Origin of the sequence: Mycobacterium mantenii, from assembly GCF_010731775.1 — a bacterium.
GTDB classification, from domain to species: domain Bacteria; phylum Actinomycetota; class Actinomycetes; order Mycobacteriales; family Mycobacteriaceae; genus Mycobacterium; species Mycobacterium mantenii.
In genome coordinates, this window is the sequence record NZ_AP022590.1 from 806,723 (window position 1) to 822,900 (window position 16,178).

Annotated in this window: 13 protein-coding genes and 1 pseudogene; 12 read left to right on the plus strand and 2 right to left on the minus strand. The window is 67.8% G+C overall.

Translation table 11 applies throughout. The annotated features are described in order from the left end of the window. The first annotated feature begins 82 nt into the window (after positions 1–82). The 9 genes and pseudogenes from G6N50_RS03895 (at position 83) to G6N50_RS03935 (ending at position 11,795) form a co-directional block, all read left to right on the plus strand. Positions 83–1,123 carry an SDR family NAD(P)-dependent oxidoreductase gene (locus G6N50_RS03895; protein WP_083094144.1) on the plus strand — a complete coding sequence of 347 codons (1,041 nt, stop codon included), beginning with the start codon at positions 83–85 and terminating at the stop codon, positions 1,121–1,123. A gap of 4 nt (positions 1,124–1,127) precedes the next feature. Then, the gene (locus G6N50_RS03900; RefSeq protein WP_083094143.1) at positions 1,128–1,931 is read left to right on the plus strand and encodes an SDR family NAD(P)-dependent oxidoreductase; all 804 of its coding nucleotides are present in this window, start codon (positions 1,128–1,130) and stop codon (positions 1,929–1,931) included. 85 nt (positions 1,932–2,016) lie between these two features. Beyond that, on the plus strand, positions 2,017–2,448 hold the full coding sequence (locus G6N50_RS03905; RefSeq protein ID WP_083094142.1) for a type II toxin-antitoxin system Rv0910 family toxin: 432 nt from the start codon (positions 2,017–2,019) through the stop codon (positions 2,446–2,448). A gap of 67 nt (positions 2,449–2,515) precedes the next feature. Continuing rightward, positions 2,516–6,055, plus strand: coding sequence for a DNA polymerase III subunit alpha (gene dnaE / locus G6N50_RS03910; protein ID WP_083094141.1), 3,540 nt, complete (start codon positions 2,516–2,518; stop codon positions 6,053–6,055). A 139-nt stretch (positions 6,056–6,194) separates the two neighbouring features. Further along, a pseudogene (locus G6N50_RS03915) lies at positions 6,195–6,589 on the plus strand (MerR family transcriptional regulator). Then, entirely contained in the window at positions 6,586–7,062 is a 477-nt protein-coding gene (locus tag G6N50_RS03920; RefSeq protein WP_083094140.1) for a VOC family protein, read from the plus strand. Before G6N50_RS03915 ends, G6N50_RS03920 begins: the two are co-directional and overlap by 4 nt. Positions 7,063–7,162: 100 nt before the next feature. Then, the gene (fadD11, locus tag G6N50_RS03925) at positions 7,163–8,989 is read left to right on the plus strand and encodes a fatty acid--CoA ligase FadD11 (protein ID WP_083094139.1); all 1,827 of its coding nucleotides are present in this window, start codon (positions 7,163–7,165) and stop codon (positions 8,987–8,989) included. Continuing rightward, entirely contained in the window at positions 8,986–10,887 is a 1,902-nt protein-coding gene (locus G6N50_RS03930) for a lysophospholipid acyltransferase (RefSeq protein WP_083094138.1), read from the plus strand. The genes fadD11 and G6N50_RS03930 overlap by 4 nt, the downstream gene beginning before the upstream one ends. Before the next feature lie 119 nt (positions 10,888–11,006). Continuing rightward, on the plus strand, positions 11,007–11,795 hold the full coding sequence (locus tag G6N50_RS03935; protein WP_083094137.1) for a DUF6065 family protein: 789 nt from the start codon (positions 11,007–11,009) through the stop codon (positions 11,793–11,795). A 7-nt stretch (positions 11,796–11,802) separates the two neighbouring features. Here G6N50_RS03935 and G6N50_RS03940 read toward each other — a convergent pair whose 3' ends face one another. Both G6N50_RS03940 and G6N50_RS03945 read right to left on the minus strand, forming a co-directional pair. Beyond that, a complete protein-coding gene (locus tag G6N50_RS03940) occupies positions 11,803–13,266 on the minus strand; it encodes an FAD-dependent oxidoreductase (protein WP_083094136.1) in 1,464 nt (487 codons plus the stop codon). Next, positions 13,263–13,670, minus strand: coding sequence for a hypothetical protein (locus G6N50_RS03945; protein ID WP_083094135.1), 408 nt, complete (start codon positions 13,668–13,670; stop codon positions 13,263–13,265). Before G6N50_RS03945 ends, G6N50_RS03940 begins: the two co-directional genes overlap by 4 nt. 98 nt (positions 13,671–13,768) lie before the next feature. On the opposite strand from G6N50_RS03945, the gene G6N50_RS03950 reads away from it, so the two are divergent. The 3 genes from G6N50_RS03950 (at position 13,769) to ilvA (ending at position 16,166) form a co-directional block, all read left to right on the plus strand. Next, a complete protein-coding gene (locus tag G6N50_RS03950) occupies positions 13,769–14,326 on the plus strand; it encodes a TetR/AcrR family transcriptional regulator (protein ID WP_067908137.1) in 558 nt (185 codons plus the stop codon). An 80-nt stretch (positions 14,327–14,406) separates the two neighbouring features. Continuing rightward, positions 14,407–14,844 carry a nitroreductase family deazaflavin-dependent oxidoreductase gene (locus G6N50_RS03955; RefSeq protein ID WP_083094134.1) on the plus strand — a complete coding sequence of 146 codons (438 nt, stop codon included), beginning with the start codon at positions 14,407–14,409 and terminating at the stop codon, positions 14,842–14,844. Between the two features lie 38 nt (positions 14,845–14,882). Further along, the gene (ilvA, locus tag G6N50_RS03960) at positions 14,883–16,166 is read left to right on the plus strand and encodes a threonine ammonia-lyase (protein ID WP_083094133.1); all 1,284 of its coding nucleotides are present in this window, start codon (positions 14,883–14,885) and stop codon (positions 16,164–16,166) included. Positions 16,167–16,178 lie beyond the last annotated feature (12 nt).

Here is a 16,178-nt window from a genome sequence, read left to right on the forward strand (position 1 = left end):
TCGCGCAGCCCCGTAAGGCGGTCGTGGTCAACGGGCAGGCCAATTGCGGTCGGGGGGCTCACATCATCAGGAGCGAAAGCCGATGAATCTTGGTGACATAACGAACTTGGTGGAGAACTCGATCGGGAACCTGGTGGAAAAGCCACTGGCGGCGGTGTCCCACATCGTCAACACCCCCAACTCGGCCGGCCGGTATCGGCCGTTCTATCTGAGGAATCTGCTCGACGCCGTGCAGGGCCGCACCCTCGAGGACGCCGTCGCAGGCAAGACCGCCCTGATCACCGGGGGATCCTCCGGCATCGGCGAGGCCGCCGCGAAGAAGATCGCGGAAGCCGGCGGCACGGTGGCGCTGGTCGCGCGCACCCGGGAGAACCTGGAAAAGGTCGCCGAGGAGATCCGCGGCAATGGCGGGACGGCCCACGTCTACCCGTGCGACTTGTCCGAGATGGACGCCATCGCGGGGATGGCCGATCGGGTGCTCGACGATCTCGGCGGTGTCGACATCTTGATCAACAACGCGGGACGCTCGATCCGGCGCTCACTCGAGTTGTCCTATGACCGGATTCACGACTACCAGCGGACCATGCAGCTGAACTACCTGGGCGCCGTGCAGCTGATCCTCAAGTTCATCCCCGGGATGCGGGAGCGGGGATACGGGCACGTGATCAACGTGTCCTCGGTCGGCGTGCAGACCCGCGCGCCACGCTTCGGGGCCTACATCGCCAGCAAGGCCGCCCTGGACAGTTTGTGCGACGCGTTGCAGGCCGAAACCGTGAACGACGACGTGCGGTTCACCACGGTGCACATGGCGCTGGTGCGCACGCCGATGATCAGCCCGACCACGCTTTACGACAAGTTCCCGGCGCTGACGCCCGAGCAGGCGGCCGGGGTGATCACCGACGCGATCGTGCACCGGCCCCGCCGGGCCAGCTCACCGTTCGGGCAGTTCGCCGCGGTCGCCGATGCGGTCAACCCTGCGGTGATGGACCGGGTGCGCAACAGGGCGTTTGCCATGTTCGGCGACTCCGACGCCGCAAAGGGCGATGAATCATCAACCGATACAACACAATTCGATAGACGCAGCGAAACGTTTGTGCGGGCGACCCGAGGGATACATTGGTAACACCATGAGCCTTCCAAAACCTGCCATCCAGACCACCGTCGTCATCACCGGGGCCTCGTCCGGCATCGGCGCCGAACTCGCTCGCGGATTGGCCCGCCGCGGCTTCCCGCTGCTGCTGGTCGCGCGGCGCCGCGACCGCCTCGACGACCTGGCCAACGAGGTGGGCCATGAGTACTCGGTCGCCGTCGAGGTGTTGCCGCTGGACCTCAGCGACAGCAAGGGCCGCGCCCAGCTGACGACCCGGCTGCGCAACGAACCCATCGCCGGCCTGTGCAACAGCGCAGGTTTCGGCACCAGCGGGGTGTTTCACGAGCTGCCGGTGGAACGCGAGAGCGAAGAGGTCACCCTCAACGCGCTGGCGCTGATGGAACTCACCCACGCGGTCCTGCCCGGCATGGTCGAGCGCGGCGCGGGCGCGGTGATGAACATCGCGTCGATCGCGGGGTTCCAGCCGGTTCCCTACATGGCGGTGTATTCGGCGACCAAGGCGTTCGTGCAGACGTTCTCCGAAGCGGTGCACGAGGAGTTGCACGGAACGGGGGTGTCGGTCACCTGCCTGTGCCCGGGGCCGGTGCCGACGGAGTGGGCCGAGATCGCCAACGCCGAGCGGTTCAGCATTCCCATCGCGCAGGTCTCGCCGCGCGACGTGGCCGAGGCGGCCATCGGCGGCATGCTGTCCGGCCGGCGGACCGTGGTGCCCGGCGTGGTGCCCAAGGTGGTCAGCACCGGCGGCCGGTTCGCGCCGCGCAGCCTGCTGCTGCCCGGCATCCGGATCGGCAACCGACTCCGCGGCGGGCCCAAGAACTGACGTTTGCCCAGCGTCACGCCAGCGTGGCATTGAGCGCCGAGCGTCACGCCAGCGTGGCGTTCGCGGGGGAGCGAGGAGGAATCGCATGGCAGCTGTGGACCTGACCGCCGACGTCCCGATGACCCCACAGGACATGTGGGAACGCGTCTCCGACCTGTCGGACCTGGGCGACTGGCTGATCATGCACGAGGGATGGCGCAGCGACCTGCCCGACGAGATCGCCGAGGGCACCCAGGTCATCGGCGTGGCGCGGGCCAAGGGCTTCCGCAACCGGGTGACGTGGACGGTGACCACGTGGGACCCGCCGCACGAGGTGGCGATGTCGGGCTCCGGCAAGGGCGGGGCCAAATACGCCGTCACGCTCACCGTGCGGGCCACCGACAACGGATCGACGCTGGGTCTGCGCCTCGAACTGGGCGGACGGGCGTTGTTCGGTCCGGTGGGCTCGGCGGCCGCGCGCGCCGTCAAAGGCGACGTCCAGAAGTCGCTGGAGAACTTCGTCGAGCTCTACGGATAATTCGCCCAGACACACTCGCGCGACACGCCGGGGAAGTGTCGCCCTGCGGTCATAGACTGGCGTCCCTATGAACCAGTCGTCCTTCGTGCACCTGCATAACCACACCGAGTACTCGATGTTGGACGGTGCCGCGAAGATCGCGCCGATGCTGGCCGAGGTGGACCGGCTGCAAATGCCCGCAGTCGGGATGACCGACCACGGAAACATGTTCGGCGCCAGCGAGTTCTACAACGCGGCGACCAAGGCCGGGATCAAGCCGATCATCGGTGTCGAGGCCTACATCGCGCCGGCCTCGCGCTTCGACACCCGGCGCATCCTGTGGGGCGATCCCGGCCAGAAGTCCGACGACGTGTCGGGCAGCGGCTCCTACACGCACATGACGATGGTGGCCGAGACCGCCGCCGGCCTGCGCAACCTGTTCAAGCTGTCCTCGCTGGCGTCGTTCGAGGGCCAGCTCGGCAAGTGGTCGCGGATGGACGCCGAGATCATCGCCGAACACGCCGAGGGCATCATCGCCACCACCGGCTGCCCGTCGGGCGAGGTGCAGACCCGCCTGCGGCTGGGGCATGAGCGCGAGGCGCTGGAGTCGGCCGCCAAGTGGCGCGAGATCTTCGGCGCCGACAACTACTTCCTGGAGCTGATGGACCACGGCCTGTCCATCGAGCAACGGGTCCGCGAGGGGCTGCTCGAGATCGGCCGCAAGCTGGGCATCCCGCCGCTGGCCACCAACGACTGCCACTACGTCACCCGCGACGCCGCCCACAACCACGAGGCGCTGCTGTGCGTGCAGACCGGCAAGACGCTCTCGGACCCCAACCGGTTCAAGTTCGACGGCGACGGCTACTACCTGAAGTCGGCCGCCGAGATGCGCCAGATCTGGGACGGCGAGGTGCCCGGCGCCTGTGATTCCACCCTGCTGATCGCCGAACGGGTGCAGTCCTACGACGAGGTCTGGGCGCCACGCGACCGGATGCCGATCTTCCCGGTGCCCGAGGGCCACGACCAGGCCAGCTGGCTGCACCACGAGGTGCTGGCGGGGCTGCAGCGCCGCTTCCCGTCCGGCGTCGGGCAGGACTACATCGACCGGGCCGAGTACGAGATCAAGGTCATCTGCGACAAGGGCTTTCCGTCGTACTTCCTGATCGTCGCCGACCTGATCAACTACGCGCGATCGGTCGACATCCGGGTGGGGCCGGGGCGTGGCTCGGCGGCGGGCTCGCTGGTGGCCTACGCGCTGGGCATCACCAACATCGACCCGATTCCGCACGGCCTGCTGTTCGAGCGCTTCCTCAACCCGGAACGCCCGTCGGCACCCGACATCGATATCGACTTCGACGACCGTCGTCGCGGCGAGATGGTGCGCTACGCCGCCGAGAAGTGGGGTTCGGACCGCGTCGCCCAGGTGATCACCTTCGGCACCATTAAAACCAAAGCGGCGCTGAAGGATTCGGCGCGCATCCACTACGGCCAGCCCGGCTTCGCGATCGCCGACCGGATCACCAAGGCGCTGCCGCCGCCCATCATGGCCAAAGACATTCCGCTGTCGGGCATCACCGACCCGGGCCATGAGCGGTTCAAGGAGGCCGCCGAGGTCCGCGGTCTGATCGAAACCGACCCCGACGTGCGCACCATCTACCAGACGGCCCGCGGCCTGGAGGGCCTGATCCGCAACGCCGGTGTGCACGCCTGCGCGGTGATCATGAGCAGCGAGCCGCTGACCGAGGCCATCCCGCTGTGGAAGCGGCCCCAGGACGGGGCCGTCATCACCGGCTGGGACTACCCGTCGTGTGAGGCCATCGGCCTGTTGAAGATGGACTTCCTGGGCCTGCGGAACCTGACGATCATCGGCGACGCGCTGGAGAACATCAAGACCAACAGGGGCATCGACCTCGACCTGGAGTCGGTGCCGCTGGACGACAAACCCACCTACGAGCTGCTCGGCCGCGGCGACACCCTGGGCGTGTTCCAGCTCGACGGCGGGCCGATGCGAGATCTGTTGCGCCGCATGCAGCCCACCGAGTTCAACGACATCGTCGCGGTGCTGGCGCTGTACCGTCCCGGCCCGATGGGCATGAACGCCCACAACGACTACGCCGACCGCAAGAACGGCCGTCAGGCGGTCAAGCCGATCCACCCGGAGCTCGAGGAGCCGCTGCGCGAGATCCTCGCCGAGACACACGGCCTGATCGTCTACCAAGAGCAGATCATGCTCATCGCCCAGAAGGTCGCCTCCTACACGATGGGCAAGGCCGACGCGCTGCGCAAGGCGATGGGTAAGAAGAAGCTCGAGGTGCTCGAGGCCGAGTACAAGGGCTTCTACGAGGGCATGACCGCCAACGGCTTCTCCGAAAAAGCGGTGAAAGCGTTGTGGGACACCATCCTTCCGTTCGCCGGGTACGCCTTCAACAAGTCACACGCGGCGGGCTACGGCCTGGTCTCGTATTGGACCGCCTACCTGAAGGCCAACTATCCCGCCGAATACATGGCCGGCCTGCTGACGTCGGTGGGCGACGACAAGGACAAGGCCGCGGTCTACCTGGCCGACTGTCGCAAGCTGGGCATCACGGTGCTGCCGCCGGACGTCAACGAGTCGCTGGTGAACTTCGCCTCGGTCGGCAAGGACATCCGCTTCGGGCTGGGTGCGGTGCGCAATGTCGGTGCCAACGTGGTCGGCTCGCTGATCGGCACCCGCAACGGCAAGGGCAAGTTCACCGACTTCTCGGATTACCTGAACAAGATCGACGTCGCGGCCTGCAACAAGAAGGTCACCGAATCGTTGATCAAGGCCGGCGCCTTCGACTCGCTGGGCCACGCCCGCAAGGGCCTGTTCCTGGTGCACACCGACGCGGTCGATTCGGTGCTGGGCACCAAGAAGGCCGAGGCGATGGGCCAGTTCGACCTGTTCGGCGGCGGCAGTGACGGCAGCGTCACCGACTCTGTGTTCAACATCAAGGTGCCCGACGACGAGTGGGAGGACAAGCACAAACTCGCCCTGGAGCGGGAGATGTTGGGACTGTATGTATCCGGGCATCCGCTCAACCAGGTGGCGCATCTGCTGACCACCCAGGTGGACACCCAGATCCCGGCCATCCTCGACGGCGATGTCCCCAACGACACCCAGGTGCGGGTGGGCGGCATCCTCGCGTCGGTCAACCGCCGGGTCAACAAGAACGGAATGCCGTGGGCGTCGGCCCAATTGGAGGATCTCACCGGTGGCATCGAGGTGATGTTCTTCCCGCAGGCGTACTCCGTGCACGGGGCCGACATCGCCGACGACGTCGTGGTGCTGATCAAGGCGAAGGTCTCGCTGCGCGACGACCGCGTCGCGCTGATCGCCAATGAGCTTGTGGTGCCCGACTTTTCCAACGCCCAGTCGAACCGGCCGCTGGCGGTCAGCCTGCCGACCCGGCAGTGCACCATCGACAAGGTCACCGCGCTCAAGCAGGTGCTGGCTCGCCACCCCGGCACCTCCCAGGTGCATCTGCGGCTGATCAGCGGGGACCGCATCACCACGCTGGAACTCGATGCCTCCCTTCGGGTTACGCCGTCGCCGGCGCTGATGGGAGACCTCAAGGCGCTGCTCGGCCCCGGCTGCCTCGGCGGCTAGCCCCACCGCGCTTCGCCGCTCTCCGCGAGTGTGAAGCTATCCGCACGCTCGCGTTCGAACGTGAAGCTAACTTCACGTTCGAACGGCTAAAGGATTTAGAGTTGGCTCGAAGTCAAGCATCAAATTCGCGGGAGGTGCGATGGCGCCGAGCCTGACCATCGGGGAGGTGGCCCGACGGGCCGGGGTGGCCGCGACCGCGTTGCGCTACTACGAGCAGATCGGCCTGGTGCCGGAGCCGGCGCGGATGGGCGGCCGGCGCCGCTATGACGACTCGGTTCTGGCCCGTCTCGAGGTGATGCGCCGTGCAAGGCGGCCGGGTTCTCGCTGGAAGAGATCCAGCTGCTGTTCGCCGACGACGCCCCCGGACGCCCGGTCAGCCGCGCCCTGGCCGAGGCCAAACTGGCCGAGATCGACGCGCAGATGGAGTCGCTGGCCCGGGCCGTCATCGAGTGGGGGATGCGCTGCACCTGTCCCTCAATCGACGCCTGCACCTGTGGCATTCACCCACCCCACGCCGACAAGGAGACCGCATGACCCAGCAGCACCCCATCGCCGTACAGAACTTCTCCCACATCTGCATCGGTGTCTCCGACATCGAGGCGTCGCTGGCCTTCTACACCGCCGTGCTGGGCATGGACGTGGTGTTCGACATCGAACTCGAGGGCGCCGGACTGGATTCGGTCACCGGCGGTGCCGCCCAGCGGGGACGGATGGTCGGCGGGCTGATCGGGGCGGCGATGGTGGAGCTGTTGTCGTTGGGCGCGGTGCCCGAGTGCCCGAGCGGCCCGCACCTGGGCTACACCAACATCTCGTTTCGCGTCGACGATCTCGACGCCGCCTACGAAACCGTGGCGCGCGACCACCCCGGCGTCCGGGCCGACCCGCCCGTCGACATCGGCGGAGTGCGGATGTTCTTCATCCGTGACCCCGACGGCACGCCGATCGAGCTGCTGGAACTGCCCGGCGGCGCGACGAGCACGGTGCAGCTCTGGCGTCCCGGGGCGTAGATCGGCCCCGCCGGGGAAGTCACGCGATATGTTCCCTGCCCCGGATGCCCGGACGTAGGCTCACGAAAACAGTGCTGATGTGGCGCCGAGGAGGACGGAAATGACGACGGCCCAGGATCCGGCCACCTTGTGCGAGGCGTTTCAGCGCAACGCCGCGATCGACCCCGACGCGGTCGTGCTGCGCACACCCGGCGCAACCCGGACGCTGACGTGGCGCGAGTGCGCCGACCAGGTGCGCAAGGTCGCCGCGGGCCTGGCGGGGCTGGGGGTTCGGCGCGGCGACGCCGTCTCGCTGATGATGGCCAACCGGATCGAGTTCTATCCGCTCGAGATCGGTGCGCAACACCTTGGGGCGACATCGTTTTCGGTGTACAACACGTTGCCGGCCGAGCAGCTGACGTACCTGTTCGGCAACGCGGGCACCAAGGTCGCGATCTGCGAGGAGCAGTACGTGGAGCGGATCCGCGCCAGTGGGGTGCCGATCGAGCATATCGTCTGCATCGACGGCGCACCGCCGGGCACACTTTCGGTCGAGCAGCTGTACGCGGCGGCCGCAGACGACTTCGACTTCGAATCGACCTGGCGGGCAGTACAACCCGACGATATCGTCACGCTCGTCTACACCTCGGGAACCACCGGTAACCCCAAGGGTGTGGAGATGACCCACGCGAACCTGCTGTTCGAGTCCCAAGCCCTCAACGCCGTGCTTCCTTCGGAGTTCGGTGACCGGGTCACCTCGTATCTGCCGACGGCGCACATGGCCGACCGGGTGATGGGGCTCTACGCCCTGGAGGTGTTCGGCGCTCAGGTCACCGTCGTCGACGATCCCCGCGCCATCGCCGCCGCGCTGCCCGACGTGCGCCCCACGGTCTGGGCCGCGGTGCCGCGGGTCTGGGAAAAGCTCAAGGCGGGAATCGAATTCACCGTCGCCAACGAGGCCGACGACGTCAAGCGGCAGGCGTTGCAGTGGGCGATGTCGGTGGCGGCCAGGCGCGCCGACGCGCTGGTGGCCGGTGGCCGGATCCCGGATGAGCTGGCCGCCGAATGGGCTCACGCCGACGAGCTGGTGTTGTCGAAGCTGCGCGAGCGGCTCGGGTTCGGCGAACTGCGCTGGGCGGTCTCCGGCGCGGCGCCCATCCCCAAGGAGACGCTGGCCTTCTTCGCCGGCATCGGCATTCCGATCGCCGAGGTGTGGGGGATGTCGGAGCTGAGCTGCGTTGCGGCCGTGAGTCATCCAGGCGACGCGCGGCTGGGTTCGGTCGGCAAACTGTTGCCCGGGCTCGAAGGCAAGATCGCCGACGACGGCGAGTTTCTGGTGCGCGGTCCGCTGGTGATGAGGGGCTACCGCAAGGAGCCGGCGAAGACCGCCGAGGCGATCGACGCCGAGGGCTGGCTGCACACCGGCGACATCCTGGAGGCGGACGCCGAAGGCTATCTGCGCGTGGTGGACCGCAAGAAGGAGCTGATCATCAATGCGGCCGGAAAGAACATGTCCCCGGCCAACATCGAGAACGCCATCCTGGCCGCGTGCCCGATGGTCGGGGTGATGATCACCATCGGCGATGGGCGGCCGTACAACACCGCGCTGATGGTCTTCGACGCCGACTCGGTCGGCCCGTACGCGGCCCAGCGCGGCTTGCCCGACGCCTCGCCGGCTGCGCTGGCGGCCGACCCGGAGGTGGTCGCGCGGATTGCGGCCGGGGTGGCCGCGGGCAACGACAGACTCTCCCGGGTGGAACAGATCAAACGGTTTCGCATCCTGCCCACGTTGTGGGAGCCCGGCGGCGACGAGATCACGCTGACGATGAAGCTCAAACGCAAGCCGATCATGGCGAAATACGCCGACGAGATCGAGCAGCTCTACACGCCCGAACCGCATCCGGAGGTGCACGAGCCCTCCGAAGCCGCCACGGTGCAACCGGCATGAGCGGGGGACCGGCGGGGACCGCCCGAGAAATCGGCCGGGTCGGGGTGCGAAAGCTGTTGCAGCGCAGCGGAATCGTCGAGGAGTCGACGTCACCGTTGTCGACGGACCCGGCCGAGGTCGTCGAATTGCTGGGCGCGCCATGGTATGACGAGCGGCTGAAAAAGCTGGCCCACGAGCTCGGCCGCGAGCCGGACAGCGTGCGCGCCGAGGCCGCCTGCTACCTGCGCGAGATGGCACCCTCGCTCGACGAGTCGGCCATGGCCGCCTGGCGCGGCTTCAGCCGCTGGCTGATGCGCGCCTACGACGTGCTGACCGACGAGGATCAGATCGCCCAGCTGCGCAAGCTGGATCGCAAAGCCACACTGGCGTTTGCCTTTTCGCATCGCTCCTACCTGGATGGCCTGTTGCTGCCCGAGGTCATCCAGGCCAGCCGGCTCTCACCCGCGCTGACCTTCGGCGGCGCCAATCTAAACTTCTTCCCGATGGGCGCCTGGGCCAAGCGCACCGGGACCATCTTCATCCGGCGGCAGACCAAGGTCATTCCGATCTACCGCTTCGTCCTGCGCGCTTATGCCGCGCAGCTGGTGCAAACCCACGCGAATATGACCTGGTCCATCGAGGGGGGCCGGACCAGGACCGGCAAGTTACGGCCCCCGGTGTTCGGGATCCTGCGCTACATCGCCGACGCGGTCGACGAAATCGACGGCCCCGAAGTGTATTTGGTGCCCACCTCGATCGTGTACGACCAGCTGCACGAGGTGGAGGCCATGACCACCGAGGCCTACGGCGCGGTGAAACGGCCCGAGGATTTTCGCTTCCTGATCCGGCTCGCGCGCCAGCAGGGCACCCGGCTGGGCCGGGCCTACTTGGACTTCGGCGAGCCGCTGCCGCTGCGCAAGCGCCTCGAGGAGTTGCGGTCCGAGGAGTCGGGCGTCGGGACCGAGATCGAACGCATCGCGCTGGACGTCGAGCACCGCATCAATCGCGCGACGGCGGTCACCCCGACCGCGGTGGTCAGCCTGGCGCTGTTGGGCGCCGACCGCTCCCTGTCCATCAGCGAGGTGCTGGCCACGGTGCAACCGCTGGCGAGCTACATCGCCGCGCGAAACTGGGCGGTGGCCGGGGCGGCCGACCTGACCAATCGCTCCACGATCCGCTGGACCCTGCACCAGCTCGTCGCCTCCGGCGTGGTCAGCGTCTACGACGCCGGAACGGAGGCGGTGTGGGGCATCGGCACCGACCAACATCTGGTCGCGGCCTTTTACCGCAACACCGCCATCCACATCCTGGTCGACCGCGCCATCGCCGAGACGGCGTTGCTGGCCGCGGCCGAGGACGCCGAAAAGGCCGCGGACGGATCGGTGCTGCCGGCGACCGTGCGCGACGAGGCGCTCGAACTGCGGGAATTGCTGAAATTCGAGTTCTTGTTCTCCGCACGAGCGCAATTCGAGAAAGACCTCGCCGACGAAGTCCGCCTGATCGGACCGGCGGCCAACCCCGTGGACACCAGCAAGGCGACCAGTGCCGTCTTCGTGCGGGGGCTGCTGGAACGGGCCGATCTGCTGCTGGCGCATCTGGTGTTGCGGCCGTTCCTGGACGCCTATCACATCGTCGCGGACCGGCTTGCCGCCTACGAGGACGAATCCTTCGACGAAAACGCCTTCCTCACCGAGTGCCTGCAGGTCGGCAAGCAGTGGGAGCTGCAGCGCAGGATCGCCAGCGCCGAATCGCGGTCGATGGAGCTGTTCAAGACCGCGCTGCGGCTGGCGCGGCATCGTGAGCTGGTCGACGGCTTCGGGGAGCCGGAGATGGCCCGCCGGCGACGTGAGTTCGCCGACGAGATCGCCACCGCGATCCGGCGGGTGAATACCATTGCGGAACTGGCCAGAACGCGCTGATCGCCGGTTCGCGGCGGGCGGCCGGGTTCACGAACCGTTAACGTTTGGTCGCGATAGTGCGGTGGCGACGTCGGTGATGGTCGGCGGTGTTCGATGGGGGCCGGTGAAGCGAGGATCTGATGAGTGAGAAATCCGGTGGGCAGTCCCGCCCACTGATCGCCTACGTCACCCATGACATCGCGCCGCCGATCAGCCCCGCGCCGATCGGCCGGACGTGGATGACGGAGATGCGGGAAGGCCGGCCGCACCGGTGTCTGCCGATGATGATCGCCAACCAGAGCGGCTGGGAGGTGCGCAACCGGAACGCCTTCACCGCGACGTGGATGGGCGGCAACGACCGCACGAACTTGATGATCGCGCCCGACACCCGCGAAAGCGGCCAGTTCCTGCCGTCGAGCCACTTCGGCTTCGGCATCTTGACCTGGCACCTGCCGATGCTGTTCCGCACCCCGCCGGGCTACAACCTGCTGGTGCGCGGGCCGGCCAACTATCCCAAGGACGCCATCTCGCCGTTGGAAGGGATCGTCGAAACCGATTGGTCCAGTTCGAGTTTCAGCATGAATTGGAAATTCACCCGCGAGTTCATGCCGGTGCGGTTCGAGGTCGACGAGCCGATCTGCATGATCGTGCCGCAACGCCGGGCCGAGCTGGAGGAATTCGCCCCCGAGCTTCGGCCCATCGAATCCGACGAGGAGCTGCACGGCAAGCACGAGTTCTTCCTCGGTTCACGCGCCGCACTGGGCCGCGAAACAGAAGCCGCGGCCGGCGCCGCGAACGAAAAACAAGGCGACTACGCGCGGGGCCGGCACAGCGACGGCGAGCCCGGCGCGGAAGACCACCAGACCCGCCGTCATCTCCGGTCGTTCGTCGCGCACCAACCCGAGCCCCAGGCCGAGAACACGGACTAGGGCGACATCACCGCGCGCGCACGATGGTCGCCGCGGCCATGTTCCGGATCCGGTCCGGCGCCTGAGCCGACGCGCCGGCCCACGCGATGTACCCGTCGGGGCGCACCAGCACGGCCGGGCCGCGGTCGGCCCGCTCGGCCTGCAGGACCCCGGGTGCCTCGAAAGGGGCGGCGCCATATTCCCGGATGAAGACGAAGCCGCCGCCGCGCTGCAGGTGCGTCAACCGTTCGTCGACGAGGGGGATCGCGGCGGCGCGGGTGCCGATCAGTCCGCGCCGGCCGTAGCGCAACGCCGTGCCCGCGAAACTGCCGGCCACGAAGTCCTGTACCGCGGATATCCGAAGCAGGTTGGGAGCCAACAGATTACGCAGCCAAATCGCCGGGCGCCGATGCAGCGTCGCGCCGCGGGCGATCATCCCGGACTGCAACAGCACCCGTTTGCCGATCGGGTGGCGCTCGTGCTGGTAAGTGTCCAGCAGGCGGTCGTCGGCACCGCCGAGCACGGCATCGAGCTTCCAGGCCAGGTTCGCGGCGTCCTGGATGCCGGTGTTCATGCCCTGGCCGCCCATCGGTGAGTGCACGTGCGCGGCGTCGCCGGCCAAGAACACCCGCCCGTGCCGGTACCGCGCGACCTGCCTTTCGTCGCTGTGGAAGCGCGACTTCCAGCCGATCTCGATCACCCCGAAGTCGGTCCGCATGGCGCGGGCCAGGACGTCGATGATCTCGGCGTCGTCGACGGGGGCGTCATCGGGCAGCTGGTGGTCGCGATCCCATACCAGGGTCCGGTACCACGAGCCGTCCTCGTCGTGACGGTTGTAGGGGGCCAAGAACCCCAACACGTCCCCGGTGGTGCCCACCACCAACCCGCCGTCAGACGGGCCGTGGGCCAGCTTGACGTCGGCCAGCATCAGCGAGGTCAGCACCGTCTTGCCGGGAAAGTCGACGCCCAGCAACGTTCGGACGGTGCTGTGCGCGCCGTCGGCGCCGATCACGTACCGGGCCCGCCACGCCTGCCGGTGTGCGGGGTCGTCGTCGTCGAAGGGGCGCGCGGTGACCGTGACGCCGTCGGCGTCCTGCTGGAGCGCGACCACCTCGACGCCACGCTGGAGGTCGGCCCCTTCGCCCACGGCGTATCGGCGCAGTGCCGCATCGACATTGGTCTGCGGGGTGATCAAGACGAACGGGTAGGCCGAGTCGAGCCGGGTCAGGTCGAGGCGGGCCTTCGCGAACAGTGTCACGTCCGGTCCGCGCTGCCCCAGCGCCAGCAGGTCGTCGGCGGCGTCACGCGCGTCGAGGACCTCCAGGGTGCGGGGCATGACGGCGAACGCGCGGCTGGTCGGGTTTTCGTCGGGCCAGCGCTCCAGCACGGTCACCGACCGTCCGGCGCGGGCCAGGTCGCCCGCGGCGGTCAGGCCCGTGGGGCCTGCTCCGACCACCAGGATGTCGACGTCGTGAACAGCGGTCGCACTCATCGGATCGCTCCTTCCGGTTCGGGGTACCAGCGACGGATGTCGCCGGGGGTGGCTTGCGCGGCCCGGTTGAAGACGAAGCGGCAGCCGGGTTGCGTGGTGTGGGCGATGTTGACGATCAACTCGAACAGCAGCGTGTTGCGGGCGACCAGGCGAATCCCGGCGCCGATCAGCACCGCGTCGTAGCGCTTCGCGCGCAGCCACTCGCCGGCCTTCTCGGCGCCGGCGGTGCCGAAGTCGATCAGGCAGTTGTCGACCTGGTAGCCCGCGGCGCGCAACCCCGCGACGTTGTCGTCGTTGGCGGCCCGCAGCACCTCCTTCGACAGGCCTGCGAACTGGGCGAACTCCGCTGACGAGTAGTCGATCCCGTCGGGGTCCAGGCCGATCTGGATGACGGTGACGATCATGACGGGGCCTCCTCGACCACATCGATTCAACAGTTGTTGAGATCAACGTAAGCCCGGTTGCTGGCGATGTCAACAGTCGTTGAACTACAATCTTCGGCATGCCCGGTAAGACCCGTGACGGCAAAGTCACCCGCGCGACGATCCTGAGTGCTGCTCGCACGCTGTTCTCCACTCATGGCTTCGAGCGGACCACCATCCGGTCGATCGCGGCTGAGGCCGGCGTCGATCCCGCGCTGGTCATGCACTACTTCGGCAACAAGGCCGATCTGTTCGCCGCGGTCTCGCGGCTCGACATCACCTTCCCCGACCTCACCGGTGTCGCCCCGGAACGCATCGCCGACGTGCTGGTGCCGTTTCTCATCCGGGTGTGGGATCCGGGCGGATCGTTTCTGCCGCTGCTGCGCGCGGCGGCAACCAACCGGGTCGCCGCCGATGCGCTACTGGAAGTCTTCGTCGACAAGGTGGCGCCGGCGCTGACCGCCGTCACTCCCGACCGCGCCGCCGAGCGGACCGCGATGGTGGGGTCGCAGGTGCTGGGAATTGCCATGGCGCGCAACGTCGTTGGGGTGCCCGCCCTGGCCTCGATGGACGACGCGACGTTGACCGAATGGCTGCGCCCGGTGCTGGCCCACTACCTCACCGGCTCGGCGCCGTGATTGCCCGGCGGCCCGTGCGGCGAAGCGACGTGCGGCGGAAACCGCGCCCCGGGGGCGAAGACCGCGCCTAGAGTTGGGGCATGCCGTTAGAAGGGGAGTACCTCCCGAGCCCATGGGACTGGTCGCGCGAGCAAGCTGACAAATACGCCGAGTCGGGGGGAGCCGAGGCCGCCGACATGAAGGGCAAGCCGATCATTCTGCTGACCACGGTCGGCGCCAAGACCGGCAAACTCCGCAAGACGCCGCTGATGCGGGTCGAGCATGACGGCGAGTACGCGGTCGTCGCCTCGCTGGGAGGGGCGCCGAAGAACCCGGTCTGGTACCACAACATCAAGAAGAACCCCCGCGTCGAGCTGCAGGACGGCTCGGTGACCCGCGATTACGACGCCCGGGAGGTCTTCGGCGACGAGAAGGCGAGCTGGTGGGAGCGTGCCGTCGACGCATGGCCGGACTACGCCGAGTATCAGACCAAGACCGACCGCCAGATCCCGGTGTTCGTGCTGACCCCGGTCGGCTGAATTCCGGAGTTGACCGGCTGTCGTGGCACCATTGATCAGTGTCCGCCGAATTGAGCCAGAGCCCGACCGTCGCGCCGGTATCCGCGGCTGACATCGACAGCGCGGCCAAGCGGATCGCAACGGTGGTCACGCCGACCCCATTGCAGTTCAGTGACCGATTGTCGGCGATCACCGGCGCGCAGGTCTACCTCAAGCGCGAGGACCTGCAGATCGTGCGCTCCTACAAGCTGCGCGGCGCCTACAACCTGCTGGTCCAGCTGTCCGAGGCGGAGCTGGCCGCCGGCGTGGTGTGCTCGTCGGCGGGCAATCATGCGCAGGGTTTCGCCTACGCATGCCGGACGCTGCAGGTACACGGCCGCGTCTATGTGCCGGCCAAGACGCCCATGCAGAAGCGCGACCGGATCCGCTACCACGGCGGCGACTTCATCGACCTGATCGTCGGCGGCAGCACCTACGACCTCGCCGCCGAGGCGGCACTGGCCGACGCGGAAAGCACCGGCGCCACCCTGGTACCGCCCTATGACGATCCTCGCACCATTGCGGGCCAGGGCACCATCGCCGTCGAACTGCTCGATCAGCTCGATACCGAGCCGGATCTGGTGGTGGTCCCGGTGGGCGGCGGCGGCTGCATCGCCGGCATCACCACCTATCTCGCCGAGCGGACGAACAACACCTCGGTGCTGGGCATCGAGCCGGCCGGCGCCGCGGCGATGATGGCCGCGCTGGCCGCGGGGGAGCCGGTGACGCTCGACCACGTCGACCAGTTCGTCGACGGCGCCGCGGTGCGCCGCGCCGGAAACCTGACCTACGCCGCACTGGCGGCCGCCGGCGACATGGTCTCGATCACCGCGGTCGACGAGGGAGCGGTGTGCACCGCGATGCTCGAGCTCTATCAGAACGAGGGCATCATCGCCGAGCCCGCCGGCGCGCTGGCGGTCACCGGCTTGCTGGACACCGACCTTGAGCCCGGTTCGACGGTGATCTGCCTGATTTCGGGCGGCAACAACGACGTGTCGCGCTACGGCGAGGTGCTGGAGCGTTCGCTGGTCCACCTCGGCCTCAAGCACTACTTCCTGGTGGACTTCCCGCAGGAGCCCGGCACGTTGCGCCGCTTCCTGGACACGGTGCTCGGACCGAACGACGACATCACCCTGTTCGAGTACGTCAAGCGCAACAACCGGGAGATCGGCGAGGCGCTGGTCGGCATCCAGTTGGGATCCTCGGCCGACCTGGACGGCCTGCTGGCCCGGATACATGCGACGGAGTTGCACGTCGAGATCCTGAAACCGGGCTCGCCGGCATACCGCTACCTGCTGCTCTAGACCCCGGGGCCC

Excerpts from the sequence above, each read along its gene's own strand:
- fadD11 (WP_083094139.1), top strand. The coding sequence starts at position 7,163 with ATGACGACGGCCCAGGATCCGGCCACCTTGTGCGAGGCGTTTCAGCGC.
- dnaE (WP_083094141.1), top strand. The coding sequence starts at position 2,516 with ATGAACCAGTCGTCCTTCGTGCACCTGCATAACCACACCGAGTACTCG.
- G6N50_RS03905 (WP_083094142.1), top strand. The coding sequence starts at position 2,017 with ATGGCAGCTGTGGACCTGACCGCCGACGTCCCGATGACCCCACAGGAC.
- G6N50_RS03950 (WP_067908137.1), top strand. The coding sequence starts at position 13,769 with ATGCCCGGTAAGACCCGTGACGGCAAAGTCACCCGCGCGACGATCCTG.
- G6N50_RS03955 (WP_083094134.1), top strand. The coding sequence starts at position 14,407 with ATGCCGTTAGAAGGGGAGTACCTCCCGAGCCCATGGGACTGGTCGCGC.
- G6N50_RS03945 (WP_083094135.1), bottom strand. The coding sequence starts at position 13,670 with ATGATCGTCACCGTCATCCAGATCGGCCTGGACCCCGACGGGATCGAC.
- G6N50_RS03940 (WP_083094136.1), bottom strand. The coding sequence starts at position 13,266 with ATGAGTGCGACCGCTGTTCACGACGTCGACATCCTGGTGGTCGGAGCA.
- G6N50_RS03920 (WP_083094140.1), top strand. The coding sequence starts at position 6,586 with ATGACCCAGCAGCACCCCATCGCCGTACAGAACTTCTCCCACATCTGC.
- G6N50_RS03935 (WP_083094137.1), top strand. The coding sequence starts at position 11,007 with ATGAGTGAGAAATCCGGTGGGCAGTCCCGCCCACTGATCGCCTACGTC.
- G6N50_RS03895 (WP_083094144.1), top strand. The coding sequence starts at position 83 with ATGAATCTTGGTGACATAACGAACTTGGTGGAGAACTCGATCGGGAAC.
- G6N50_RS03900 (WP_083094143.1), top strand. The coding sequence starts at position 1,128 with ATGAGCCTTCCAAAACCTGCCATCCAGACCACCGTCGTCATCACCGGG.
- G6N50_RS03930 (WP_083094138.1), top strand. The coding sequence starts at position 8,986 with ATGAGCGGGGGACCGGCGGGGACCGCCCGAGAAATCGGCCGGGTCGGG.